Origin of the sequence: Phytohabitans houttuyneae, assembly GCF_011764425.1 — a bacterium.
Taxonomy (GTDB): Bacteria; Actinomycetota; Actinomycetes; order Mycobacteriales; family Micromonosporaceae; genus Phytohabitans; species Phytohabitans houttuyneae.
The window spans coordinates 513,477-539,361 of sequence record NZ_BLPF01000002.1 but is presented as its reverse complement, the minus strand read 5'-3'; the positions used below and the strand labels follow the sequence as shown (position 1 = coordinate 539,361).

Genomic DNA, 25,885 nt, shown 5'->3' with positions numbered 1-25,885 from the left:
CTCGATGCGATGGAAGAGCTGGTGCTGAGCTCGGCGCGGCCAAACCCGGCCACCAGCCCGGCGACGGACGCTGGCGGGTGTTCCTGGATCCGGCCGGCCACCCCTTCTGCCTGACGTCCTCCTGACATCACCGGCGTGAGTCCGGCCCCGAGTTAGAGGTGAGCTGCCGCTACACCCGCGGTTGCCGCCTCACCCTCCGCGGGGGCCCAGCTCGACTCAGGAGCCCGCTCCGGCAGATCTTGGCAAGTTAGCGTCGAAATAACGCGCAAACTAACCAAGATCTCGACGCTCACACCGACCCAACTGATCGGCCGTCACAGACCGCTACGACGGTGCCGAACTGCGGGCCAACCCCGTAATGCTGGCCCCTGCGGCGCGGACATCGTGAGCTGGGAGGACACCGGAGTAATCCCAGCTCGAAGTCGAGAACGCTAAGTCGCCAAGATTTGCGGGAGCGGGGTAAGCAGGGCGACCGCGGAGGGTGAGGCCGCGGGAACGCACCCCAAAACGCCCGCTGCGCTCCACGTTTCCCCGGGGCCCGCGCAACGGTCCGGACCAGCGCGGACGTCGCGGTAGCTCGCGTCTCGTTTGGGTCTCTTGGTCGAGAGCGGCCTAGGCACCATCCGTGTCGGCGCACCTGACGCGGTTGCGGCCGGCGCGCTTGGCCCGGTAGAGCTCGACATCCGCCAGCTCCACGAGGTGGTCGGCGCTGGTGCCGGCAGTGGGCACCGCGGCGGCCACGCCGATGCTCGCGGTGACCACCCCGGCGGCGACCATGTGGTGCGGCACCCCCAGGCCGAGCACCGCGGTCCGCAGCCCTTCGGCGATGTCACCTGCGACGTGAATGCCGGTGTCGGGCATGATGACGGCGAACTCCTCACCGCCGTAACGGGCGACGAGGTGGCCGGCGAGGCTGCGCTGCCTGAGCAGATCCGCGACGCGGTGAAGGCACTCGTCGCCGGCCGGGTGTCCATAGTGGTCGTTGTAGCGCTTGAAGTGGTCGACATCGATCATCGCCAGCGCCAAGGAGCTGCCGGCCCACACGGCGCGATCCCACTCGGTGTTGAGCACCTCTTCGAAGCGCCGCCGGTTGGCCAGGCCGGTGAGAGCGTCGGTGACGCTGAGCCGCTCGAGGTGCTCGTTCGCGATGGCCAGCTGCCGGGTCCGCTCGGCCACCTTGCGCTCCAACGACGCGTACACCAAGGCGTTGTCCAGCGAGACGGCGAGCTGGCCGGCGATGAGCATGAGGCCGTCGAGGCGCTCGGTGGAGAACGCCCCGCGGATGAGCCGGTTTTCCAGCAGCAGCAACGCCTGGAGCGTGGCGCGGTTGAGGATCGGCACCGCCAGCAGCGAGCAGCAGCTGTGCCCGTCGAAGTACGGGTCGCGGGCAAAGCGGTCGTCTGAGAGCGCGTCACTGAGCAGGAGGGGCTCACGGGTCCGTTCGACGTACCGGACCGCGGAGAGCGGGACCAGGCGGCGGTGGACGGCCTCGTCGAGCGAGATCGAGGCGGTCTCGGACGTGGCCGCGGGCAGGCGCCAGGTGCCGGTGTTCGCCTCCCACAGCAACAGCTGGACGCCCGTGGCGCCGGTCATCGCCGACAGCACATCGACCACGCGGTGCCGCAGGCCGTCGAGGCTGGTCTCGGAGCTGAGCGCCTGCGAGGCGGCCAGGATGCCGAGCAGGTCGATCGCGCCGGTCATGATGCTGGCGCGGTGGGCGGGGGCGTCACCGGCCGATCCGGGTGCCGGCAGCGCTCGCACGCCGTCGGCGACGAGCAGGTCGGGGTTGGCCTGGCGCAGCCGCTCGACCTTCGCCGTCGCGCCCCAGTCCAGGTAGCCGCGGCAGGCGTCGGCGAGCAGCGCGTGACCGGTGTGCGCGACGCCGTGGGCGAGGTAGAAGCGGGCGGCGCGCTCGGCGATGAGCGCCCGGTGCCACGGCCGTTGTGGCACGCTGGCGTCGCGCTGGGCGCTGTCGAAGGCGGACACCGCGGCGCGGAAGTCGCCGGTCGCCCACGCCCGTTCGGCCTGCACCAGGTGCCAGAGGTGCCGGAAGTTGGTCGGGGCGTCGGCCGCCCGCGCCCTCCACCACTCCGCGACGGTGTCCAGCTCCGCCAGCAGCGCGCTGCGCTGCGGGGCATCCGCTTCGGCGGTCCGGACGCCGGCGGCCAGGGCCAACGCGCGGGTCAGGTACGCCGGCACGGACAGGTACAGGTTTTCCATGAAGGGAAGCAGCGCCATGGCCGCCGCCGAGTGCCGGTCCAGCTCGGCCGGCTCGTCCAGCACGGCGGCCGCCAGCGCGCGGGTGATGTGCACGTTGCTGGCCACGGTGGGGTTGTCCGCCAGCCGATCGGAAGGGGCGGGCGCGTCGATCGGCGCACCGCGCAATGTGGACAGCAGCCACGCGTACGGCTGGGTGAGTGCGGCGCTGTGCTCGTTTCCGGTCCGCCGGGCGATGCCCAGCGCCGCCTCGACGTCGGGAATGTAGGCGTCCAGCGTTGGCGCGCAGTCGAGCATCGCGTACACCAAGACGTTGGCGGTCCAGCACGCGTTCTGCACGTCGCCGCCCTGCAGCAGCCCTTCCCATGCCCGCCGGGCCTGTGCGACGCACTCCTCCAGCGGGGCAAACCAGTGCCCGGCGGCGAACGCGTACAGGAAGCGGGCCTGTGAGGTGTCGGGCTCGTAGCCCCGCGCCTCACTCACCGCGAGGACCCGCCGCATCATCCGGTACCCGGTGCGGTAGTCCTGCCGCCGCCGGGTCGTCGCGAACGGCAGGTGCGCGACCGGGCCGACCAGCGTGCGGCCGGGGCCGTGCTCGACCCACATCCACACCGCCTGCAGCACCAGCCACACCATCGTGGCCGGGTTGCTCTGGAACGCCGGCGGCAGCATCCGGTTGATCAGCGCGGCGGCGGCGAGCAGCGACGGGTCGGTGATCTCCGGGCGGGCCAGGTCGTCGTCCTCGCTGGTGCGGTCCAGCCACCGGTACAGCGCGTCGAGGCTGCGGTCGACCTCGCCCTCGAGCTGCTCCACCGCCGGCATGGCCACCCCGAGCCGCCGCAGCACCTCGATGCCGACCTCGATCGCCTCCTGCGGCCGCGACCGGTTGGCCAGGCTGGAGACCTGCACCAGCGTCGCCCCGGTCCGCTGCACCGGGTCGGTGGCCAGCCGGTCGATGACCCGGTACACCTCGTCGGCGTCGTCCAGCCGGCCGAGGCCGTACAGCGCGGCGAGCCGGCCGGTGTGCAGCGCGATCAGCAACGCGCTGTCGTCGGCATCGGCCAGCCGCACCGCCGCCGACAGCAGCCTCTCCACCAGCGAGTAGTTGCTGACCAGGCGCGCCTCTTCCGCCGCTCGACGCAAGAGTGCGACCGCCCGCCGGCGCTCGTCGGGGTCCCGCACGATGTCGACAAGGTGCAGGTACTGCTGAGCGGCCACAGTGGACAGCTCAGGCCGCGCGGCCAGTCGCCTGGCCAGGTGGAGCCGGACCGTCCGTTGCCGCTCCGGTGTCAGGTACGCCAGGGCGCCTTCCCAGACGCGGTCGTGGCGGAAGCGGACCGCCTCCTGATCGGCGGACTCCATCACCAGCAGCCCGTCTTCCAGCGCGGGACCGAGCCGCTCCCGGACCGTGGAGGCGGGAAGGTCGGTGGCGGCCCGGAGCAGGTCGACCTCCACCCGGCCGCCGAGACAGGTCATGAGCTCCAGCAGGCCGCGGGTCTCCGGCGGCAGCGCCGCGACCCGCGTGGTGAACAGGTCGGGCAGGTCCACCGGCCCGGCTGCGCCGCGCAACGCGGACGGGTCCCACTCCCAGCCCTTGTCCGCGGGCCACAGCACCCCGTCGCGCCGCAGCGAGTTGAGCAGCTCCACCGTCTCGTACGGGTTGCCGCCGGTGCGCCGCAGGAGGGACTCGGCGAGGGGGCGACCTCGTCGACCTCCATCCGCAGCATGTCGGCCACCAGCGTCGCGAGGCTCGTGGCGCTCAGGTCGCCGAGCCACAGCCGGGCCGGACCGGTCTTTTCCCGCTGCCACCGGGAGATCAGGGCGGCCAAGGGGTGGTCGGCTTCCGGCTCCCGGTAGGCGCTGACCAGCAGAAGTCCGTCCACTTTCTCGTGCCCGCCGAGCACCATCTCGACGAAGCCGACCGGCGTCCGGCCAGCCCACTGCAGGTCGTCGACGACGAACACGACGGGCCGCTCGCGGGACGCCACAGCGCGCAGGATCTCCAGCGAGTTGCGCTGTGCCCGCGCCTCGGCGGTCAGCGGGTCGCCCCGCTCCGGCTCCACCCGCAGCAGCGTCGCCAGCTCGGGCGTGACCGCCGTGGCAAGACCCGCGCCGTGTCCCAGTGCCCGCAGGATGCGGCCGCGGACCTCGGCAAGCTCGTCTTCGGGCAAGGCGAGCAGCAGCCGGCCCAGCGCCCGGAAGGCCTGATGGACGCCGTCGAACTCGAGGTCGCGGCGGTACTGGTCGAACTTGCCGGACACGAACCAACCACCGCTGGCCGCGACGAGGGGTCGCAGCTGTTCGATCAGCGACGTCTTGCCCACGCCGGGGGCACCGCCGACGAGCAGTCCCGGACAGTTGCCGACCTTGCTCGCCTCGAACGCCGCGGCCAGCGCGTCGATCTCGCTGTCTCGCCCGACGATGCGCGAGGGTGGCCGCAGGCGCAGCGGGAAGTCCCGCTCCCCGATGTGCAGGTGCTCGGCCGAGCCCTCGCGCACCCGCACCAGGTCGTGGATCAGCCCTTCGGCGGTTTGGTAGCGGTTGTCCGGTTCCTTTTCCAGCAGGTGCATGATGATCGCGGAAAGGGAGCCTGGGATGGCCGGGTTTACCTCTGCCGGCGGCACCGGCACGCGGGCAAGATGATCATGTACCAGCTGCAGCGGGTCTCCGGCTCCGAACGGCGGCTTGCCGGTCGCCGTCTCGTACAGCGTGGCGCCGAGTGCGTACAGGTCGGCGCGCTGGTCGACGGCCCGGCCGGTGCGGCCGGTGAGCTCTGGCGCCAGATAGGGCAGGGTGCCCACGATCTCAGTCGGGGTGAGATCCGGACGAGTCTGCACGAACGTCGTCGCCAGGGCGAAATCGATCAGCCACGGCTCCCGGGTCTTATCGCTGACGAGGATGTTCGTCGGGCTGATGTCCGTGTGCATCACGCCTCGCTGATGCATCCCCGCGACCGCCCGCCCGAGGCTCAGCGCGAGGGCGATCAGGTCGACCGGACGCCAGGGCAGCGCCGTGCCGCCCAGCGAGACACCGCCGACGTCCGCCAGCAGGATGGCTCCGGGTCGCGCCGGCGCCGCCGCCAGCTGCGCGATGCCTGGAAGCCCTGACAGCCGGCTCAGGATGGCGAGCTCGTGCCGCAGGCGGCGGTCGGCGTCCGGACCCAGCGGTTCCTTACTGATCACACTGCCATCGGCAAGGAACACTCGTGTCACCCGACAACGGGCGCTTTCGTGAAGAAGCGCCGTTTGAGCAGCGGCCCCGCGTTGATCGTTTGTCACCGCTTCGCCGATGCCTCCATCCGACAGATCAGGATGCGTGGGTGCCGGCGCGGCGGCATGAATCACGACCAACGGCGCCAAGACGCGATCAGTCTAGACTCACGTTAACGTTCACGGGATTCCCACTCGCCCACTGGATGAGTTTTCTTCGGTTGCATCTTCACCCCTTCAGCGAGCCCTGGAGCAGTGCCTTGATGAACTGGCGCTGGAAGATGAGGAACACGATGAGCGTCGGGGTGAGGATGAGTAGCGAACCGGCGCACAGAAGTACCTGATCGGTCCCCCATTGCCCCTGGAAGGCGCCGAGCGCGCCGGCCATCGTGCGTTTTGCCGGGTCGTCGACGAGCACGATCGCGAGCAGGAACTGGTTCCACGTCCACAGGAACAGCAGGATCGTCAGCGAGGCGATGGCCGGCCGGGCGAGGGGCACCTGCACCCGCCAGAAGAGCTGCCAGGTGTTGCTGCCGTCGACGCGGGCGGCGTCGGCGAGCTCCTGCGGGACGTTGACGAAGTGGGCACGCATCCAGAACACGGCGAACGGCATGTAGAGGCCGATCAGCGGAAGGATGATCGCCCATCGGGTGTTGAGCAGGCCGAAGTCGCGCACCTGGTAGTAAATCGGCGTGATCACGGCCTCGAACGGCAGCGTGAGGCCGAGCAGGAAGAGCAGGAAGGCGAACCGGCCGCCGGGCACGCGCAGGTGGCCGAGGCCGAAGCCGGCCATCGTGGCGATCAGCACCGCCACCGGTACGACGCCGGCGACGATGAGCAGGCTGGAGCGCAGCAGTGCGGACATGTTCGCGACGTCGAACGCGTCGACGAAGTTGCCCCACTGTGGGTCCGAAGGCCAGGCCAGGCCGGTGGGGACCGTGCCGCGCGGCTGCAGGGCCGCGGACAGCATGCTGACGAACGGCAGCAAGGTGACGAGCACCAGGGCGATGAGGAACAGCCGGCCGGTCAGCTGCTCGCGTCGGCTCAGGTTCATCCCTTGTCCTCCCTCGTCAGCCGCTGGATCGGCAGCACGCACAGCAGCACCAGCGCCATGAGCACCACGCCGAGGGCGGAGGCGAGGCCGACCTGGCGCTGGGCGAAGGCGAGCCGGTAGATCTCCAGGCCAGGCACGGTGGTCTGCAGGCCGGGGCCGCCGCCGGTGGCGATGTAGACGATGTCGAAGCTGGCCAGCGCGGCGATCACGGTGACGGTCAGGCACACACCGATCTCCTGGCGCAGGCTGGGCAGCGTGACGGCGAGGAACTCGCGGACCGGACCGGCGCCGTCGAGCCGGGCCGCCTCGTACAGCGCTGGGTCGATCTTGCTCATGCCGGTGACCAGCAGGATCGTGCACAAACCGAGCAGCACCCAGGCGCCGATCACGCCGACCGCCGGCAGCGCGGTGTCGAACTCGCCGAGCCACGCCCGCGTCAGCCCGCCCAGGCCGATGCCTCGCAGCAGCTGGTTGACCAGGCCGTTCGACGACAGCAGCCAGCTCCAGGCGATGCCGGCGGCAACCAGCGGGATCACCTGAGGCAGGAAGAGGATGGTACGCACCGTGGTGCCGAACACGCCGGTGGTGATCCGCCGTACCAGGGTGGCGACCAGCAGGCCGAGGCCGACCGGGATGAAGCTGAAGAAGATGATCAGGATGAACGCGTTTCCGATGATCTTCAGCAGGTCGCGGTCGGTGAAGACCGTGACGTAGTTGGACAGGCCCGCCCAGCGCGCCACGCCGATGCCGTTCCAGTGGTAGAGCGAGTACTGGAACGTCAGCGCGAGCGGCCGCAGCACGAATACCGCGTACATGAGCAGTGCGGGCAGCACCCAGAGCCACCCGCTCCACCGGGCCGTGCGGGCCCACCGGCGTCGGCGGGCCCGCACGGCTGGTGCGGTCACTGGGACAGTTCCTTCTCGTACTCGGTCTGCACGGCCTTGACGTACCCCTCGGGGGTCTGCTGCCCGGCGACGAGCTTCTGCATCTCCGGGGTGATCGCCGAGGCGAAGATGGCGCCGGTGGCGTTTGCGGTGAAGTCCACCGCGCCGTTTTCCGCACCGAGCTGCTGCGAGGCCTTGAGCGTCTCGGACAGCACGGTCCCCTCGGCCGCGGGCGGGACGGTCAGGTCCGGCGGTCCACCAGGGCTGGAGCCGCCGAGCTTCACGGTGATCTCGCGGGCCTTGTCGTTCGTGTGAACCCAGTTGAGGAAGAACGCGGCCGCGTCCGGGTTCTTGGCCTTCGCGCCGACGCCGAAGGTGTTCGGCGCGGACATGGCCACGTGCTTGGCACCGGCGCTCTCGCCGGGGAAGAGGAAGAAGCCGACGTTGCCCGGCATGCCCTTGTCGAGGTTGGCCGACTCCCAGTCGCCGTTGAACATGAACAGGCCGCCACCCTTCTGGAACTGGCCCATCATGGCGGTGTAGTCGATCGCGTTCGCGTCCTTCGGGAAGTACCCGGACTGCGCCCACTTCTGGATGGTCTGGGTGGCCTTCAGCGCGGCCGGTGTGTCGAACGTGGCGCCCGGCTTCTGGAAGATCCAGTCGGCGATCTGGGCCGGGTCGCCGAACTGGTTCTGCAGTGCCTGGTGGGGAAGTTGATACCCGCCGTGTTCTTGTTGAACTGCATGATGGGCTGCACGTTGGCCGCCTTCGCCTTGGCCAGCAGCTGTTCGAACTCGGCGACTGTTGCCGGCGGCTGCGTCATGCCCACCCTCTGGGCGAGCTGCTTGTTGTAGAAGACGCCGGTAACGCTGTACCCGAGCCCCATCGCGTAGAGCGAGCCGCTGCCGCGCGGCCGCCCGCCCTCGGCGACCCGCAGCTGCACGAGCTGGGAGGCGGGAAACTTGTCCCAGCCGTACGCGGTGAAGTACGGGTCGAGGTTCTTCAACAGGCCGTCCTTGACCAGGTCGACCATCGTGGGCAGGCGGATGATGTCCGGCGCGCTGTCCGAGGCGAGCACGCGTGGCGCGTTCTCCACGATGACCGTGAACTGGTCCTCGCGGACGTTGAACTTCACGTTCGGGTGCTGTTTGGTGAACTCGTCGGCGAGGGCCTTGGCCAGCGGGAAGCCGGTCTCGGCGTACATCTCCAGCGTGATCTGCTCGCTGCCGAGCTCGGTGCTTACCGTGCCGCTGGCCGGCCCTGACGCCGGCTCTTCGGCGCCGGGCGCACTGCACGCCGCGGCCGCCATAACCAGGGCCATCACCGGTGCGGCGAGTACCACGCCGCGCCGCGACAGGCGCTTTGCTGTGTCTTCAGGCATCTATGGCTCCTTGCTCAGCATGAGCGAATGAGTTCGCTAAACTGATTTAGCACGAGCATGGCCGCGACGATGAGCACTGTCAAGGACCATTCGGCAACGACCCGGAAACAGCCGGTTCACGTGCTGGCGCACAAGGGGCACGACGCTACGATCGCCGGCAGAGGGCCGCCTTGCCGCTTCCCCGGGCACCGGCATCGCATCATGATGGGGCGAAGCGGCGCAGCCGCCTGATTCGGAGGACTGATGGGGCACAAGCGAGCGACCCTCGCGGACGTGGCACGCCGTGCCGGGCTGTCCAAGACCGCGGCGTCGATGGTGCTCAACGGGCGCGAGGGCACCCGCCTGTCCGCCGAAGCGCACCAGCGGGTGTTCGCCGCGGCCGAGGAGCTCGGCTACCGGCCGAACGTGGCCGCGCGGAGCCTGCGCACCCGCAAGACCGCCACCATCGCGTTCGTCTCCGACATCGTCGCCACCACCCGGTTCGCCGGCGACCTCATCCGCGGCGCGCTGGACGCCGCCCGCGAGCACGACCACGTGCTGCTCATCGCCGAGACCCAGGGCGACGTCGCCTTCGAGCAGTACGCGATAGACGCGATGCTGGACCGCCAGGTCGACGGGGTCATCTACGCCGCGATGGCCACCCGCCGCCTCACCGTCCCGCCCGCCCTGCTCGCCGGCCCTGTGGTGCTGCTCAACGCCACGAGCCCGGAAGGCCTGCCCTGCGTGCTTCCCGACGACGAGCGCGCCGGGCGCACCGCGGCCGGCGCGCTGCTGGACAAGGGCCACCGGGACCGGATCGCGATCATCGGCCGAAACCGGCTCAAGGAGACCGATCCCGAGGTGTCACTGGCCGCCGGCGCCCGGCTGCGCGGCATCCACGACGCACTCGACGAGGCCGGCACGAGCGTCCACCGCGAGGTCTCCTGCCCCGACTGGCTGCCCGAGCACGGCTACGCCGCCATGCGGACCCTGCTGCGCAGGCCGGACCGGCCCACCGCGGTCGTCTGCATGAACGACCGCCTCGCGTTCGGCGCATACCAGGCGCTTGCCGACGCCGGGCTGAGCGTGCCGCAGGACGTCTCGGTCGTCTCGTTCGACGACGACCCGATCGCCGCGTGGCTGCGCCCGGGCCTGTCCACCGTCGCCCTGCCCCACGAGACGATGGGCCGCCGCGCCGTGGAACTGCTCCTGGACGGCCGCGCCGCCGGACCCACCGTCGTCCCGATGTCGTTGCGCAGGCGCCGGTCCATCGCGTCGCCGGCCTGACCAGACCGGCTCCGGCGTCGCGCTAAACCGATTTAACTGCTACCTTTCGGCGCATGCTTCGACTCCCCGACCACTGGGTGTGGGACAGCTGGTACGCGCAGGACGACAGCGGCGCCTGGCACGCCTTCTTCCTGCGCGCCTCCCGAGCCCTGCTCGACCCCGAGCGCCGGCATCACCGTGCCACGATCGGCCACGCCGTCTCCGACGACCTGCGCTCGTGGCGCCTGCTGCCGGACGCCCTTGTCGCGGCCGACGCACCGGCCTGGGATGACCTGGCCACCTGGACCGGTTGCACGGTCCGCGGGCCGGACGCGCGGTGGTACATGTTCTACACCGGGGTCAGCCGGGCCGAACGTGGCCTGGTCCAACGGGTCGGGCTCGCGGTCTCGGACGACCTGATCACCTGGCACCGGCACGGCACCGAACCCTTGGTCGAGGCCGACCCGACCTGGTACGAACTGCTCGACCCGACCGCCTGGTACGAGCAGGCATGGCGCGACCCATGGGTTTTCGCCGACCCGGACGGCGACGGCTGGCACATGCTGCTGACCGCACGCGCCCGCACCGGGCCGGCCGAGGGGCGCGGTGTCATCGGGCACGCGACCTCACCGGACCTGCTCACGTGGACTGTCCAACCCCCACTGTCCACTCCGGCCGGCTTCGGCCACCTCGAGGTACCTCAGGTCGCTGTGGTCGACGGCCAGCCGCTGCTGCTCTTCTGCACCAACGCCGGTGCGGTCGAGGACCGCGTGTGGGTGGTGCCGGGTGCCGGCGTCACCGGTCACTGGGACGTGGCGTCCGCGCAGCCGTTCCCGCACCCGCACCTCTACGCGCCCCGCCTCGTCCCGTACGGCCGCGACGGTTGGGGTGTCATCGGTTTCGTCGACCGTGTGGACGGCGCGTTCGTCGGCGAGCTCAGCGACCCCATCCCGGTCGGGTACCACCCGGCGGCGGGACTGGTGGCCCGCACGCCGGATGGCACTCCCGATCAGGCTTTGCTCTGGTCGAGCAGCCAGCGCAGCGCCGTACCGTCCTCATAGGTCGGTCCGTACGCGGCGTGGTAGTCCGGCAGCGTGAACGCGGCGTCCTCGTACTCGACGTAGTGCAGCAGCGCCGCGATCTGCTCCGGGCTCTTTCCCCGCGCCGTGTACGCGTTCGTCAACAGGGCGCGGGTGTTGCGGGCGAGGTTGATGTTCAGCAGGTGGTCGTGCACGCCATGCGTCACCCACAGCGGGATCTCGGCGGCCGCGATGGCCGCCGCCTGGTCGGCGTTCACCGCGAACCCACCTGTCACCAGCCCACCGGCGAACAGGTCCGGCCGCTTGGCGTACGCGTTCCACAGCAGTTGCGCGCCGTAGGAGACGGTGGTCGCGTAGATCCGCCGCTTGTCGACCGCGAAGTCCTTGGCGAACTGGTCCAGCATCTTCACCAGCAGGTCCGCCTCGGCGGCGCCGCCCACCCGCTGGTTTTGCGGTGCGAGCACGATGACGTCCTCGTTGCTGCCCGTCCACTCCGGCTGCAGCCAGGCGGTCGCGGGGATGTCGGCGGCCACCTGGACCAGCGAGTTGTCGCCGTCCCAGCCCATGCCGTGGCCGGGCAGCACGACCATCAGCGGGTACCTCTTGGCCGGGTCGTAGTTCTTCGGTAGGTGGTAGTGGTACGGCAGGACCATCCCGCCGCTGAGGTACGAGCCGTAGGTGAACTCGTCGACCAACTGGTTGACCGGCTTCGCCGTCATCTCACGCGAGGTCGTCGGGGTCGCCTTGGCAAGCACCGCGCCCTTGCCGATGCCGAAGCGCGGCTGGCCGTACACCGCCTTGCGCTGCACCAGGCGGGTCGGCAGGTCCGGGTTCACCTTGACCGTGCACAGGAAGGTCGGGCACTTGGAGACGATGACGGTCCAGCCCGCGTTCTGGTCCGCGTCAAGCTCGACGATGACGTAGCGGCCGGATACCGAACGGTGGTCCGCCCGGGTCGCGGCGGCGTTGTTGACGTAGGTGCGGGTGACTGTGCGGTCGGTCAGCTTGGGCAGGTCCTCGATGGGGTTGAACCGGAAGTTGTAGAGGGTGTCCTGGACCGCGAAGGTGGAGTTGTCCAGCTCGCGCGGGTTGACGTTGGCGCCGTACTCGACCGCCACCGCGGAGACCTTCTGACCGTACGTGTAGACGGTCGTGATCGGGGTGATGCTGCGGATCCCCTCGTCCGCACCGCCACCGCCAGGACCGCCGGCCTGCCCCCCGTACGCCAGGCCCGATGTCGCCAATGCCAGGGTCGAGGCGATCGCCACGGCCCGTCTGCCGATCTGCATCCAGCTTGTCCTTTCCGGGAGCTAAACTGATTTAGCAGCGAGCATGCTAGGGAAGATCGAGACGTGTCAAGCAAAACCTGCGGTGCCGGCTGCCGATCGCACAGACGATTGCGCCCGCCCTCACGTTGATGGAGTGCCCGGTTGTCCGCACTACCAACGGCCACCGCGGGGCCAGGTGAACTCGCTGCCGCGGCGGCTAATCGTGAAGAAGCCCAGATAGGCGGCGCCGACCAGGCCGTGTGCGAAGAGGAGCTGCCAGATCTGGTACGCGCCGAGACGACCGCGCTCAGCGCCCTGTCCCACGTCGGCCTGCGCGACGTGACCGTACCGAGGGCGCTGGGGCGTCCCGCCGACCTGTGCGAGTGCCTGTGCGGAGAGGAGCCGCTTGGCGTCCCCGCAGACGCCGACGTCGGTGAAGCTCTCCGGCAACGGCGCTCACGACCGTGACCTCGAAGTCGGCTGGATGGGAGGCAGCGTCGCCGGTCAGGCACGCTGACCCTATTGGTCTAGCCGGTGCTGACCTCGGCCGGCGTCCGAAGCCGCATGGCCGATCAACTCGTAGCGACGGGCGAACAGTGCGCCGCGCGCCTGACCGGACCGCGTCGATTCACGGTGACGAGCACCCCATCAGTTAGTGCCTCGCCCACGCGGTGCCCATGGTGTGCCGGCCGCGGAGATAGACGCCGACCTTGAGAACGTACCCTCGCGACAAACCTGACATGGAAGCCCTCGCGGACGCTGTTTGCGCGCGCGTAGGCCGACCTACCGGTCGGAGGCCGCGAGCTGGTAGACCCGCTGCGCGGTCTGTCGCCAGATCTGGTCCTGCTCGCGCTCGTCGCAGCCGGCGAGCAGCCCGCGCACGACGTCGATCCAGCCTTGATAGGTGGTGGCGAGCAGGCAGACCGGCCAGTCGGAGCCGAACATGAGGCGGCTGGGCCCGAAGGTCTCGAGCGCCTGGGACACCGCCGGTGCCAGATCGGCCGGCCGCCACGACGACCAGTTCGCCTCCGTCGCCAGACCGGAAAGCTTCGCGGAGATGTTCGGCAGCTGGGCCAACGTGCGAAGGTGGTCGGCCCACTCTCGCAGGTCACCGGTGGCCAGCGGCGGCTTGCCCAGGTGGTCGAGGACGAACGCGACCTGTGGAAGGCTTTCCACGAGACGGATGGCCGCGGGCAGCTGATGGTGCCGGATCACCAGGTCGAAGACGAGGCCGGCATCCGCGACCGCGGCCAGGGCGCGGCGGATGGTGTCGTACTCCAGAAAGGCCGGGTCGGGCTCGCCCTGCACGAGGTGGCGGATGCCGACCAGCTTGCCGCCGCCGGGTCCGCCCTGGAGGCGGCGGATGCGGTCGGCGACGCCGGGGGTGGTGAGGTCGACCCAGCCGACTACTCCCCTGATCAGCTCGCTGCGTGCCGCGACGGCGAGCAGGTCGATCGTCTCAGCTTCGGAGTGGATCGTCTGCACGACGACGGTACCCGTGACGCCGGACGGCTTGGCTTCCAAGGCGAGATCCGCCGGTTCGAAGTCGGCGTCGATCGCGGCCATGCTCGCCGGGTCGATCCAGGGTTGGGGAAAGCGCTCGCGGTTCCACAGATGGTGGTGCGCGTCGATGATGTCTCCGGGCATGAGCGTCACTCCTGTGCCTTGCCGCCGGTGATGCGGGAGACGACGAGCGCGATGAGGATGATCGCCCCGTTCAGTGCGCCGATCCACTGCGCCGGCACGCCGGCGAGTGTCAGCACGTTCTGGATCATGAAGAGCAGCAGGATCCCGGTGAACGCGCCGAACATCGTGCCCTTGCCGCCGTTGAGGCTGACACCACCGATGACTGCGGCGGCGAAGACGGTGAAGATGGCGCCGTTGCCTTGGGAGGCTGCGACCGAGGCGAGCCGGCCGGACAGCAGCAGGCCGCCCAGCGCGGCGAGCACACTCGCGCCGATCAGGGCGATCCACAGCACGCGGTCGGTGCGGATGCCCGCCGCTTTGGCCGCGTCGACGTTGCCGCCGATCGCGTAGAGGGAGCGGCCGAACCCGGTGTATCCGAGCAGCACGATCCCGGCCGCGAAGAGGGCGACACAGATCCAGATCGACGCCGGGACGCCGAGCCAGACGGCGGTGCCCAGGTACATCATCGACTCGGGCAGGTTGAAGAAGGTCTGCCCGCCGGAGATCCCGGTGAGCAGGCCACGCAGGACGATGAGCATGCCCAGCGTCACGATGAACCCGTGCAGCCCGAACCGGACGATCAGTGCCGCGTTCGCGATGCCGATGAGCGCCCCGACCAGGAGGGTGATCGGGATCGCCCAGGCACCGGACAGCAGTCCGGTGCCGTGGCCCGCGCCGACGGCAACGGTCATCCACGCGGCGACGCCCGGCGCGAGCCCGAAGGTGGACTCCAGTGACAGGTCCATCTTGCCCGCGACCAGGACGATCGTCTGCGCGAGCACCAGCAACGCGACCTCGGACATGGTCTGTGCGATGTTGATGAGGTTGTCGGGCTGGAGGAACACCGGGTTGACGAGCTGCCCGACCACGGCGATGAGTGCGATCGCCGGTACCAGGGCGAGGTCTCGTAGCCGCGCGAGGGCGAGCCTCCCCAGCGGCCGGCGAGGCGGTGGCCCGGCTGCGACCGCGGAGCCGTCAGGAACGGCGGCCGCGGCGGTCATGGTCTTAGGCATCGACGGTCAGTCCTTCCATCGCGGCGACAACGTCGTGGTCTCGCCAGCCGCTGGGCAGTTCGGCGACGATCCGCCCCTGGAAGACCACCAGGACGCGATCGCAGATACGGAGGTCGTCGAGCTCGTCGGAAGCCACGATGACGCCGGTACCGGCTGTCGCGACCTGGTCGACCTTGTCGAGGAGGAACTCCTTCGACCGCACGTCCACACCCGCGGTGGGCGTGATGAGCACCAGCACCTTGGGGTCGTTGGCGAGGGCGCGTGCCATGACGACCTTCTGCTGGTTGCCGCCGGAGAGCCCGGAGACCGGCAGGTCGGGTCCGGGCGTCTTGATGGCGAGGGCGTCGATCAACGTGTTGGCGACCGCGTCACGCCGGCGTGTGCTGAGAAAGCCGGCCGTGCCGAGCCGTTCGGGGATCGTCATGGTGGTGTTGTCGGCGATCGACATGTTCGCCACCAGGCCTTGGTGGTGACGGTCCTGCGGCACGAACCCGACGCCGCTGGCGAGGGCGGCGCTGACGTGACCCGGCCGCGGCGACTGGCCGTCGACGGTGATCGTGCCCGCGTCGGGCGTGCGGAGTCCGACGATCGTCTCGGCCACCTCCGTCTTGCCGCTCCCACCGGCGCCCGCCAGCCCGACGATCTCCCCGGCGCCGACCTGGAACGAGATGTCGTCGAACAGGCCGTCCAGGCGTAGGCCGGCGACGTCGAGAACGACATCGGTATCGCCGGTCTGGGCCGTCCGCGACCGGGGACGTCGAGCGCTGTGGCCTCACCGGTCATGGCCGCGACGAGTTCGCCGCGGGGGAGGTCGGCGACGGGTGCGGTGACGATGTGGCGGGCGTCGCGAAAGACGGTGACCATGTCACAGATCTCGTAGATCTCCTGCAGATGGTGGCTGATGAACAGGAAGGTGACGCCCTGGGTCTGCAGGTCGCGGATGTGGTCGAAGAGCCGGGTGATCGCGCCGGCGTCGAGCTGGGCGGTCGGCTCGTCGAGGATGATGAACCGCGCGCCGAACGACAGTGCCCGCGCGATCTCCACGAACTGGCGCTGCTCGACGCTCAGGTCCTTGGCCTTGGCGTCGACGTCCACACCGACCGACCAGACGTCGAGCAGGTCGCGCGCACGCTGGCGCAGGGAACGCCAGCTGATCAGTCCGAGGCGGCCCCGGTCGTAGCGGTTGAGCAGAAGGTTTTCGGCGACGGTCAGCTGCGGGATGATGGTCGACCTCTGGTAGACGCAGGCCACCTGCCGCCGCCAGGCGTTTCGGTCGGACAGCCGTGGCGCCGCCGCGCCGGCGAACAGGACATGTCCCGCGTCCGGTGCCTGCAGGCCGGTCAGGATCGACACGAGGGTGGACTTGCCCGCCCCGTTGCGGCCGACGAGGGCGTGGGTCTCCCCCGGCAGCACACGGATCTGGGCCTGGTCCAGCGCGACCGTCGAGCCGTACCGCTTCGTGACGGTGACCGCCTCCGCCACGGGCGGGCCTGATGGTTTCTCGTTGCCGCTCATGTACCCGCCTCTCCTCCGCGGCCGGCTAGCCGATGTTGTTGCCCCACAGGGACTTGTCGTCGGGCTTGAGGCTCGGCACACCGCCGTACTCCGCGCCGTCCGCGGTGACCAGGGGTGCGGAGAGCTGGTCTTCGAGCACGCCGTCGCGTACCTGGATGATGGTGCTGTCGTGGTCGGTCGGGCCAGGCTGGAAGGTCTTGCCCTCGATCGCGGCCTTCAGGTACTGGAGCGCGTACTTCGCGTAGAGGTCGGCGGGCTGGGAGACGGTGGCGTCGATGTTGCCGGCGGCGATGTCCTGCAGCTCCTTCGGGATGCCGTCGTTGGAGACGACGAAGACGTGCTTCGGGTCGCTCGGCGGTGCGAGCAGGCCGCGCTGCTTGAGCAGCTGGAGCGTGCCGGCCAGGGCGAAGCTCGACTGCATGTACACACCCTTGATGTCCGGGTGCTCGGTCAGCCGGATCTGCAGCTTCTGCGAGGCGAGCGCGCCGTCCCAGTTTGTCGCCTCACCGAAGACCGTGATGCCCGGGTAGCTCTTCTTCATGCAGTCGTTGAACGCCTCGGTGCGGTCGCGGCCGTTGATCGATGCCAGATCGCCCTGCAGCATGACAACCTTGCCGGCGCCCTTGAGCTTGGTGCCGAGGAAGTGGCACGCCTTCTCGCCGTAGGCGCGGTTGTCCGCCCGGACGACCATGAAGACCTCGCCCTGGTCCGGGCGGGTGTCGATGGTGACGACCGGAATCTTCTTGGACGCCAGCGACTGCAGCGCCGGTGCGATGGCGGCGGTGTCCTGCGGTGCCATCGCGATGCCCTTGACGCCCTGGCTGATGAACGACTGCACGTTCGAGGTCAGCTTCGCCACGTCGTTCTGCGAGTTGGTGGTCTTCAGATCCAGCCCCAGCTCGGTGGCGAACTGCGGGGTGTACTTGATGTACGAGTTCCAAAAGTCGGTGTCGGAGCGCGGGTAGTCGACGCCGACCACTGCTGCCTTGCTGCCGCCGTCGGCACCCGTCGTATCGTCGCCGCCGCACGCGCTCAGCAACGCTGCGGCGGACAACAGGACTGCCGCGGTCGCGGCGATGCTTCTCGGTTTCATCACAACTCCTATGTGGAAGATGCCCGGAGGTGAAGCGTGGGGAGCTGAGCGTGCCGCTCTCAAATCTCGTTGTTCCACTGTGGACCGTCAGGGAACCGGTACGCGACCACCGACTCCTGGTGCATCCGCGCCCCGATGCCAGGAGCCTGCGGTGCGAGGTAGCGCCCGTCCCGGACGGTGACCGGATCGACGAAGTGCTGATGCAGGTGGTCCACGTACTCGATGACCCGGCCCTCGGTGCTGCCGCTGACCGCCACGTAGTCGAACATCGCCAGGTGCTGGACCATCTCGCAGAGCCCGACCCCGCCCGCGTGCGGACAGACCGGCACCCCGAACTTGGCGGCCAGTAGCAGGATCGCGATGTTCTCGTTAACACCAGCCACGCGCGTGGCATCCAGCTGGAGGACGTCGATCGCGCGCGCCTGAAGCAGTTGCTTGAACATGACCTGGTTGTGGCAGTGCTCGCCGGTGGCCACCTTGATCGGCGTCACGGCCTCGCGGATCGCGGCGTGGCCGAGCACGTCGTCAGGCGACGTCGGCTCCTCGATCCAGTACGGGTCGTACGGAGCCAGCGACCTCAACCAGGTGATCGCCTGCTCGACCCCCCACGCCTGGTTGGCGTCGATGGCGATGCGCACGTCACCGCCCACGGCTTCGCGGGCGAGCGCGACCCGCCGGATGTCCGCCTTGTTGTCGGCACCGACCTTCAGCTTGATCAGACCGAAGCCCTCGGCGACCGCCTCCCTGGCGAGCCGGACGAGCTTCTCGTCGGTGTAGCCCAGCCAGCCAGGCGTGGTGGTGTAAGCCGGATAGCCGTGGGCGAGCAGGTCTCGCTGTCGCTGCTCCCGACCCGCCTGCGCCCGCTGCAGCAGGTCCAGCGCCTCTTCCGGTGTCAACGCATCGCGCAGGTACCGAAAGTCGACCAAGCTGACCAGCTGCGCCGGGGACATCTCGGCCAGCAGCCGCCACAACGGCTTGCCCTCGCGGCGGGCGTACAGATCCCAGGCCGCGTTGACGACGGCACCGGCGGCCATGTGGATGGCTCCCTTGTGCGGGCCGAGCCAGCGCAACTGGCTGTCGCCGGTCAGCCGCTCGGAGAACGCGCGCAGGTCACCCAGGACGTCCGCGACCGGCAGGCCGACGACCAAGGGCGCCAGCGCTCGGATCGCGGCGACCTGAAGATCGTTGCCACGCCCGACCGTGAACGCCAGCCCGGTCCCTTCCTCGCCGCCGCTGGTGCGGATCGTCACGTACGCCGCCGAGTAGTCCGGCTCCGGGTTCATCGCGTCGGAACCGTCCAGCTCGCGAGAGGTGGGGAAGCGGACGTCAACCGCGTCCACCGAGGTGATCACCTCAGACATTGCGCCCGCCCATCTCAGCCGTAGACCGCCTTGCCCACGAAACCATGGGCCATGGGATGTCTTTATAGCCCTCGACCACCTCGCCGTCTAGACACGTCCTGGAAATCTGGCCCACTAAAGGGCTTTCACTCCGAGGCACGGCATCCACGAAAACGCGAATGTTTCCAGACATGGGATCACCTGCTACGGTGAGCACGCGAAATCGTCGACCGCTGGCCGCCTCGCCGGCGAGACCAGCCAAGGGACCCACATGTCGCTGACCGACAAGGCGATGACACGCCTCCGCGAGATGATCCAGTCCGGCGAGCTCCCGCCGGGCTCTCGACTGCCGCCGGAGCAGCAGCTCGCCTCCGATCTGGGCGTGGGGCGCAACATCATGCGCGAGGCCGTGCGTGCGCTGGTGGCCGCACGGGTGCTCGAGGTCCGGCGGGGCAACGGCACCTTCGTGACCAGCCTTGAGCCACGCCTCCTGCTGGAAGGCATCAGCGGCGCCGTGGAGCTGCTGCGCGGCGACACCATGCTGGAGCTGACCGAGGTGCGGCGGCTCTTCGAGACCGCCGCCACCGGCCTGGCCGCCACTCGCATCTCACCTCAGCAGCTGGCCGAGGTCAAAGGCCACCTCGAGGCGATGCGCGCGGCGGCCGACGACGTAGAGCTGCTCAACCAGCACGACGCCGCGTTCCACCGCGCGGTGGTCGCGGCCACCGGCAACGAGACGCTGTCGACCGTCCTCGAAGGCATCTCCAGCCGGACCGTGCGCGCACGCGTGTGGCGGGGTCTGGTCGACGCCGACGCGGCCGGGCGGACGCTGCGCGAGCACGAGGCGATCTACATGGCGCTGGCCGCCGGCGACGCGATCCAGGCGCAGGCGGCCGCCCTGATGCACATCACCACCACGGAGACCTGGCTGCGCGCCCACCTTCGCGACGACCCGGACGCGCCGAGCGGCTCCTGACATCCCGAGCGAGGGTTCCTATGCGTTCAGCCCTGTACACCGGCAACTCGACCATCGTCGTGGAGGACCGTCCGCCCGTCCCGCCGGCCGCCGGCGAGGTGCAGATCGACGTCGCCTACACCGGCATCTGCGGTACCGATCTGCACATACTGCACGGCCACATGGACCATCGCGTGCGTGTCCCGCAGACGATCGGCCACGAGATGTCGGGCCGGATCGCCGCCGTCGGCGCGGGAGTCACCGACCTCGCCGCCGGCACGCCGGTGACCGTGATGCCCCTGCGGTGGTGCGGCACCTGCCCCGCCTGCCGGGCCGGTCACCAGCACATCTGCCAGCGGCTCGACTTCATCGGCATCGACTCGGTGGGGGCCATGCAGCAGCGCTGGACGGTACCGGCCGATGTCGTCGTGCCCCTGCCGGCCGGCCTGCCGCTCACCCACGGCGCCCTGGTCGAGCCGACCGCGGTCGCCGTCCACGACGTGCGCCGTTCGGGCCTGGGCGCCGGGGAGACGGCGGTCGTGATCGGCGGCGGGCCGATCGGTGTGCTGATCGCACTCGTGGCTCGCTCGGTCGACGCGGACGTCGTTCTGGTGGAGGTCGACGCGCAACGGCGGGAGATCGCCGGACAGCTCGGCATCCGGACGCTTGACCCCGCGGTCGACGACCTCGCCGGCGAAGTCGCGGCGATGACCGGCGACGCGGGCGCGGCCGTGGCCTTCGAGGTCTCCGGCTCCGCCGCGGGCATCGCCACAGCTGTCGAACTGCTCGCTGTCCGCGGCCGGCTCGTCGTCGTCGGCATACACAGCCAGCCACGGGAGATCGACGTGTTCCGCTTCTTCTGGCGCGAGCTCACGATGATCGGCGCCCGTGTGTACCAGCGTGCGGACTACGACACCGCGATCGAGCTGCTGAGTGCCGGCAGGGTCGGCGCGGAAACCCTGATCACCCACGTGGAGCCACTGACGAACACCGCCGAGGCCTTCGCGAGACTGCGCGGTGGCGGCAATGTCATGAAGGTCCTCATCGACTGCCAGGAGACCTCGTGAACCCGTTCGACCTGTCCGGCCGGCTCGCTGTCGTCACCGGAGCCCGCCGCGGTATCGGCCTGGCCATCGCCGACGCGCTGGCCGCCGCCGGCGCGGACATCGTCGCCGTCAGCGCACAGCTGGAGACCACCGGCAGCGAGGTGGAAAAGCGCGTCCGCAGCCACGGCCGGGGCTTCACCGGGTACCGGGTGGACTTCGCCGACCGTTCCGCCGTCGCCGACCTCGCCGCACGGCTCGAGGACCGTGACCAGGCCGTGGACATCCTGGTCAACAACGCGGGGACGATCAAGCGCGCCCCGGCCGCCGAGCACACCGACGACATGTGGGACGAGGTTGTCGCGGTAAACCTGTCGGCACAGTTCATCCTGAGCCGCGAGCTCGGCCGGGCAATGGTTGCCCGCGGCCGCGGAAAGGTCATTTTCACCGCCTCGCTGCTCAGCTTCCAAGGTGGAGTCAACGTGCCCGGCTACACGGCGGCGAAGTCCGGCCTGTTGGGGCTCACCCGTGCCCTCGCCAACGAATGGGCTCCGCACGGCGTCAACGTCAACGCTGTCGTCCCCGGCTACATCAGCACCGACAACACCCGGGCGCTGCGCGACGACCCGGCCCGCAACACCGCCATCCTCGATCGCATCCCCGCCGGCCGATGGGGCCGCCCCGAAGACCTGGCCGGTGCCGTGGTCTTTCTCGCCTCGCCGGCAGCCGACTACGTGCATGGCGCCGCCATCGCCGTCGACGGTGGCTGGCTGGGGCGGTAGGCCGCGATGAAGACCGTGGCCGTACAGCGCCGACCCGAGGTCCACCTCACCGAGCTCGGCTTCGGCGCCTCCCAGGGCGGCAACATGTACCGCGTGCGCAGCGACGAGGAGTTCGCCGCGGCGGTCGACACGGCCTGGGACGCCGGGATCCGATACTTCGACACCGCCCCTCACTACGGCCTCGGGCTGTCCGAGCGGCGCCTCGGAGCCGCGCTGCGCTCGCGACCACGAGACGACTTCGTGCTCTCGACCAAGGTGGGACGGCTGCTGGTGCCGTCGGCGGACACCGCGCATCTGACCGACACCGAAGGCTTCGAGGTGCCGGCCGACCACCGCCGCGTCTGGGACTTCAGCCGCGACGGCGTGCTGCGCTCCCTCGAATCCAGCCTCGAGCGCACCGGCCTGGACCGCATCGACGTCGTGTACCTGCACGATCCCGACGAGCACTGGCAGCAGGCCGCGACCGAGGCGATACCGGCGCTGGTCGAGCTGCGCGCCCAAGGGGTCATCCGCGCCATCGGTGCCGGCATGAACCAGTCTCCGATGCTCACCCGCTTCGTCCAGGAGACCGACATCGACCTGGTGATGTGTGCCGGCCGGTTCACGCTGCTCGAACAGGGTGCGCTGGATGACCTGCTGCCGGCCGCCGAGGCGCGTGGCGTGGCGGTGGTGATCGCCGGCGTCTACAACTCGGGGCTGCTGGCGCGCGACTGGCCCTCGGCGAACGCCACCTACAACTACCAGCAGGCTCCGACCGACCTGCTCGACCGCGCGACGCGCATCGCGCGGATCTGCCAGAGCCACGGCACCACTCTTCCCGAGGCAGCGCTGGCGTATGTGCGGGCTCACCCCGCGGTCACCTGCACCGTCGTCGGGATGGGCACGGCGACTCAGGTTCGGCAGACCCTCCAGCGGGCGGGCGCTGACGTCCCGGCCGCGCTGTGGCCGGCGCTGGCGGCGGCCGGACTGATCAAGACTGGGATCTGAGGGGGCAGGTGGAGGGCCGCGTCGCGGCGGCCCTCCACCGGTGCGTCATTCGAACAGGGACAGGGTCAGCGTCGACGTGTACGAGCCCGCCGCGACATCCGCCGGAGCCCGCAGGAACAGGTTGGCGTTGACCGAGTACGAGTCACCGGCGACAGCCTCGGAGTCGAACGTCGACACCAGCAACTCCTGGTCCACCAGACCGACATTGTTCCCCGGCTGCGTCGGCTCGTCGAGAACCGTCACCACCTCCTCACCCTCGGTCACCAACCCGGTGTCACCGCCATCGATCAGGTTCGGCGCCCAACCCAGATGACCGGCACTGATCGCCGGCTGCCCCCCATCACCCGCGAAGTCCGTCGCACTGCCCAGCACGGCCCACGCCGCACCCTCCGGCACCTCCTCCGCGATCCGCGTGTCGGTCACCGTGACCGTCGGCAACGTACCGACGAACTGCCGGACCAGCAGCGTCGAACCGTTTTCGGCCAGCGCCACCGAGTCACCCGCGATCGACATCGCCAGCACACCCGGCTCCCGGATCTCCTCGATGTCCACCGTGACCCGCACATCGTCACTGTCCCCCGGCGCCGCCACCGCCGGCGACGCCAGCGCGAGCGGCCCGGCCAGTACCGCCGCCGCGGCACCCGCCGCGACGAGCCTTCTGCGTCTTCTGCTCATGCGATGTTCCATCGTCCTTTCTGGAGTTGGTCCGGAGCTATCCGGTACAGGCGAGGCCGGGATAGGCGGCGGTGTGGACGGTGACCACGTCCGCGCCGTCGATGGTCCCGCTGGCGCGGATGGTCGCCGAGCCGGCCGCGATCGAGGACGTCCGGGTCGGGAACGACTGGTAGGCGTTGGCTCCGGGCGCGACGCCGGCGACGGCCCGGTCGCCGTAGACGGTCTGCATGGCGATGTCCACCGGCAGGTCGTGGCCGTTGCGCGCCTGCACCGCGAGGTACGCCTTGCCGGCGACGCACCGCGGCTGGGCGGTGACGGTTATCGGCAGCTCGGCCTGGCCGGGTGCGAATGCCCAGTTGTCGATCTCGACGAGGTCCTGGCCCGCCGGCCCGTCGTACGTGAAGTAGACGTCGTGGACACCGTTGACCCCGCTGAGCTCGGCAGTGGCCTCGGCCCATTCGCCGCTCGGCGCACCGGCCGTGATGGTGCCGACCACGGGGCCGGTGAGCGAGTCCAGGCGCACCTGAACGCGCGCACCCGCGGACAGCGCCCGCAACTTCGCGGTCACCGTCGCGGCGCCGCCGGTGCCGAAGTCGACCGATGACAGCGCGGTCCAGTCGCCGCTGTCGACGTCGCGCAGCACAAGGTTGGGTGCCGCCGCGCCGAACTCGGCGGACGCGCCGTCGACCTTCGCGGTGGCGATGCCCTTGCTCCAGCCGAGGGTTTCGGCTTCGAAGACCCGGTACGGGTCGAAGCTCTCGACCTGGTCCACGCCGGCGTAGGTGCCGACCACCTGCTGGATCGTGCCGTCCGGGTTGAAGGTCAGCTCCTGGATGTGCGGGCTGCGGTACCCCTGCGTGGTGTTTCCGTTGATGCGCTTGTTCAGCGTCGGCGCGTGGTAGGTGAAGTAGTACCTGCCCTGGAACTCGAACACAGACTGGTGGTTGTTGCCGCCGGTGCCGGCGCCGAAGAACTGCGACTGGTTCGGGAAGAGCACACCGGCGTAGGTCTCCTTCGGCCACGACATCGGATCGTCGGAGATCATGTAGCCGATCTGCCCGCCGCCCGGGTAGCCGGGCAGCGGGGTCTGCGAGCCGCCGAAGTCGTTGCCGCCGAAGTGCGAGGAGTACGAGAAGTAGTACCTCTCCCCGCGCTTGAAGACATGGCCCGCCTCGAACGACACCGGCGCGTCGACGACCACGGCGCTGCCCTCGGTAGAGACCATGTCGTCGCCGAGCCCGATCGCGCGGATGTTCTTCGGGTTGTTGAAGCGCTCGGCCGGCGGCATGCTCGTCGACGCCGGGCCCCCGCCGAAGTACAGGTACGCCTCGCCGTCGTCGTCGACGAGCGGAGCCGGGTCGAACTTCCACGCCACGTCCTCGGCGCCCGGTGTGGAGCCGTTGATCAGTGTGGTGGTGCGCTCGCTGGTCCACGGACCCAGCGGCGACGCTCCGGTGATCACGTTGCTCGAGCCGCCGCCGTTGGCGTAGTAGAGGAAGAACTTCTCGGTGCCGTTGACGACCTTCCGGGCCATGCCGGGCGCCCACGAGTTGCTGGTGAAGGGCGCCACGCCATTGGGACCGGCGACCTGGATCTCGCCGTGGTCCGTCCAGTTGACCAGGTCCGCGGAGGACAGGACGGTGATCTGGTTGATGTTGCCGTAGTTGATGGTCGGCGACACGCCGGTCACCGGGTCGGGCGCGTAGCCCTGCGTGTCGTTGGTCAGGTACATGTACACGCGGCCGCCGTGCACGAAGCCGAACCCGTCCGCGCCGAACTTGTGCCCGATCAATGGGTTGTGCTCTCCGGGCAGCTTGCCGACGACCTCGATGGTCTTCGACGGCGGCGGGGGTGGTGCCGCCCCGAGCACGGACACGTCGTCGAGCTTGAAGTCCATGAGGTGCAGGTCCGGATCCGAGGACGGTGTGCTCGTCCAGGGCGTCTCGAAGAACAGCCGCGCCGTCGACACGTTCTGCCCCGCCGGGATGGTGAAGGTTCCGTTGAACTGGGCCCACTGGCCCTTGCTCGCCTGGACGCTCACAAGGTTCGTGTAGGTACCGCCGCCGTAGTGCATGGTGGCGAAGAACTGTTTGGTCGCCGGCCCGTTCGCGTTTTCGTACTTGATCCGGGCGGTGAGGGCGTACGTCTGTCCGGCCTGCACCTTGCCGGACAGGTCCTGCATGGGCCCGGACCCGGTCGTCGCCCGGTTGGTGACGAGCACACCGCTCGCACCGGAGTAGGCGTCCGCCGTCGGCGTCAGCACCGCGCTGTCGGTCGCATTCCCGTTGTTTGCGAACCAGTTGGTGAGGCCGCTCTCGAACCCACCGTTCAGGATGAGGTTTTCCTCGGCGGCCCAGGCCGTTGACGGTACCGCCAAAAGCGCCGTCACCACGACGGCGGTGACCCGCCGGCGGGCTCTTCTTCGCAAGCGTTGACTCACCCGATGTCCTCCTTCGACGTGTGCAGGGTGTGCGCGCAGGGCCGCGGCCCGGTGCGCG

At 69.7% G+C, this 25,885-nt stretch carries 21 protein-coding genes and 2 pseudogenes; 7 read left to right on the top strand and 16 right to left on the bottom strand.

The genetic code is table 11. From position 1 onward, the window contains the following. Positions 1-65: 65 nt before the first annotated feature. A pseudogene (locus Phou_RS55645) lies at positions 66-125 on the top strand (VOC family protein); the annotation flags it as partial. Between the two features lie 487 nt (positions 126-612). Here Phou_RS55645 and Phou_RS53045 read toward each other — a convergent pair. The 6 genes from Phou_RS53045 to Phou_RS53035 all read right to left on the bottom strand — a co-directional run bounded on the left by Phou_RS53045 (position 613) and on the right by Phou_RS53035 (position 8,745). After that, on the bottom strand, positions 613-1,701 hold the full coding sequence (locus tag Phou_RS53045) for a GGDEF domain-containing protein (RefSeq protein WP_281365120.1): 1,089 nt from the start codon (positions 1,699-1,701) through the stop codon (positions 613-615). A 1,988-nt stretch (positions 1,702-3,689) separates the two neighbouring features. Further along, on the bottom strand, positions 3,690-5,399 hold the full coding sequence (locus Phou_RS51280; RefSeq protein ID WP_218579201.1) for a serine/threonine protein kinase: 1,710 nt from the start codon (positions 5,397-5,399) through the stop codon (positions 3,690-3,692). 256 nt (positions 5,400-5,655) lie between these two features. Beyond that, positions 5,656-6,480 carry a carbohydrate ABC transporter permease gene (locus Phou_RS25850; RefSeq protein ID WP_173059962.1) on the bottom strand — a complete coding sequence of 275 codons (825 nt, stop codon included), beginning with the start codon at positions 6,478-6,480 and terminating at the stop codon, positions 5,656-5,658. Beyond that, positions 6,477-7,385 carry a carbohydrate ABC transporter permease gene (locus Phou_RS25845; RefSeq protein WP_173059959.1) on the bottom strand — a complete coding sequence of 303 codons (909 nt, stop codon included), beginning with the start codon at positions 7,383-7,385 and terminating at the stop codon, positions 6,477-6,479. The genes Phou_RS25850 and Phou_RS25845 overlap by 4 nt, the downstream gene beginning before the upstream one ends. Further along, the gene (locus tag Phou_RS53040; RefSeq protein ID WP_246273868.1) at positions 7,382-7,897 is read right to left on the bottom strand and encodes a type 2 periplasmic-binding domain-containing protein; all 516 of its coding nucleotides are present in this window, start codon (positions 7,895-7,897) and stop codon (positions 7,382-7,384) included. The genes Phou_RS25845 and Phou_RS53040 overlap by 4 nt, the downstream gene beginning before the upstream one ends. A 77-nt stretch (positions 7,898-7,974) precedes the next feature. Beyond that, complete coding sequence (locus Phou_RS53035; protein ID WP_246273867.1) at positions 7,975-8,745, bottom strand: ABC transporter substrate-binding protein; 771 nt, start codon at positions 8,743-8,745, stop codon at positions 7,975-7,977. A 243-nt stretch (positions 8,746-8,988) separates the two neighbouring features. On the opposite strand from Phou_RS53035, the gene Phou_RS25835 reads away from it, so the two are divergent. Together Phou_RS25835 and Phou_RS25830 are read left to right on the top strand one after the other, a co-directional pair. Next, entirely contained in the window at positions 8,989-10,011 is a 1,023-nt protein-coding gene (locus tag Phou_RS25835) for a LacI family DNA-binding transcriptional regulator (protein ID WP_173059956.1), read from the top strand. Positions 10,012-10,064: 53 nt separating this feature from the next. Continuing rightward, entirely contained in the window at positions 10,065-11,051 is a 987-nt protein-coding gene (locus tag Phou_RS25830; RefSeq protein ID WP_173059953.1) for a glycoside hydrolase family 68 protein, read from the top strand. Here the strand turns inward: Phou_RS25830 and Phou_RS25825 are convergent. From Phou_RS25825 to Phou_RS25795, 8 genes and pseudogenes are all read right to left on the bottom strand, one after another. Further along, entirely contained in the window at positions 11,000-12,319 is a 1,320-nt protein-coding gene (locus Phou_RS25825; RefSeq protein ID WP_173059950.1) for a hypothetical protein, read from the bottom strand. The genes Phou_RS25830 and Phou_RS25825 overlap by 52 nt on opposite strands. A gap of 150 nt (positions 12,320-12,469) precedes the next feature. Continuing rightward, positions 12,470-12,748 carry a hypothetical protein gene (locus Phou_RS25820; protein ID WP_173059946.1) on the bottom strand — a complete coding sequence of 93 codons (279 nt, stop codon included), beginning with the start codon at positions 12,746-12,748 and terminating at the stop codon, positions 12,470-12,472. A gap of 333 nt (positions 12,749-13,081) precedes the next feature. Next, positions 13,082-13,945: an amidohydrolase family protein gene (locus Phou_RS25815; protein ID WP_173059943.1), complete on the bottom strand. Its 864-nt coding sequence runs from the start codon at positions 13,943-13,945 to the stop codon at positions 13,082-13,084. Between the two features lie 5 nt (positions 13,946-13,950). Next, positions 13,951-14,997 (bottom strand): ABC transporter permease, encoded by a 1,047-nt coding sequence (locus Phou_RS25810; protein ID WP_173059941.1) that lies wholly within the window; start codon positions 14,995-14,997, stop codon positions 13,951-13,953. Then, positions 14,990-15,631 carry an ATP-binding cassette domain-containing protein gene (locus tag Phou_RS53030; protein WP_246274073.1) on the bottom strand — a complete coding sequence of 214 codons (642 nt, stop codon included), beginning with the start codon at positions 15,629-15,631 and terminating at the stop codon, positions 14,990-14,992. The genes Phou_RS25810 and Phou_RS53030 overlap by 8 nt, the downstream gene beginning before the upstream one ends. A 407-nt stretch (positions 15,632-16,038) precedes the next feature. Then, a pseudogene (locus Phou_RS53025) lies at positions 16,039-16,512 on the bottom strand (ATP-binding cassette domain-containing protein); the annotation flags it as partial. Between the two features lie 25 nt (positions 16,513-16,537). Beyond that, on the bottom strand, positions 16,538-17,605 hold the full coding sequence (locus Phou_RS25800; RefSeq protein WP_173059938.1) for a sugar ABC transporter substrate-binding protein: 1,068 nt from the start codon (positions 17,603-17,605) through the stop codon (positions 16,538-16,540). Between the two features lie 59 nt (positions 17,606-17,664). Next, positions 17,665-18,966, bottom strand: coding sequence for an enolase C-terminal domain-like protein (locus tag Phou_RS25795; RefSeq protein ID WP_173059935.1), 1,302 nt, complete (start codon positions 18,964-18,966; stop codon positions 17,665-17,667). Positions 18,967-19,216: 250 nt separating this feature from the next. Here Phou_RS25795 and Phou_RS25790 point away from each other — a divergent pair, with 250 nt between their 5' ends. The 4 genes from Phou_RS25790 to Phou_RS25775 are packed head-to-tail and all read left to right on the top strand — an operon-like array spanning position 19,217 to position 22,712. Continuing rightward, positions 19,217-19,921, top strand: coding sequence for a FadR/GntR family transcriptional regulator (locus Phou_RS25790; protein WP_173059932.1), 705 nt, complete (start codon positions 19,217-19,219; stop codon positions 19,919-19,921). Between the two features lie 20 nt (positions 19,922-19,941). Beyond that, a complete protein-coding gene (locus Phou_RS25785) occupies positions 19,942-20,967 on the top strand; it encodes a zinc-dependent alcohol dehydrogenase (protein WP_173059929.1) in 1,026 nt (341 codons plus the stop codon). Beyond that, positions 20,964-21,725 carry an SDR family oxidoreductase gene (locus Phou_RS25780; RefSeq protein ID WP_173059926.1) on the top strand — a complete coding sequence of 254 codons (762 nt, stop codon included), beginning with the start codon at positions 20,964-20,966 and terminating at the stop codon, positions 21,723-21,725. Before Phou_RS25785 ends, Phou_RS25780 begins: the two co-directional genes overlap by 4 nt. A 6-nt stretch (positions 21,726-21,731) precedes the next feature. Beyond that, complete coding sequence (locus Phou_RS25775) at positions 21,732-22,712, top strand: aldo/keto reductase (protein ID WP_173059923.1); 981 nt, start codon at positions 21,732-21,734, stop codon at positions 22,710-22,712. 45 nt (positions 22,713-22,757) lie between these two features. Here Phou_RS25775 and Phou_RS25770 read toward each other — a convergent pair whose 3' ends face one another. Both Phou_RS25770 and Phou_RS25765 read right to left on the bottom strand, forming a co-directional pair. Continuing rightward, positions 22,758-23,387: a hypothetical protein gene (locus Phou_RS25770; protein ID WP_173059920.1), complete on the bottom strand. Its 630-nt coding sequence runs from the start codon at positions 23,385-23,387 to the stop codon at positions 22,758-22,760. 37 nt (positions 23,388-23,424) lie between these two features. Then, positions 23,425-25,827 (bottom strand): family 43 glycosylhydrolase, encoded by a 2,403-nt coding sequence (locus Phou_RS25765; RefSeq protein WP_173059917.1) that lies wholly within the window; start codon positions 25,825-25,827, stop codon positions 23,425-23,427. Positions 25,828-25,885 lie beyond the last annotated feature (58 nt).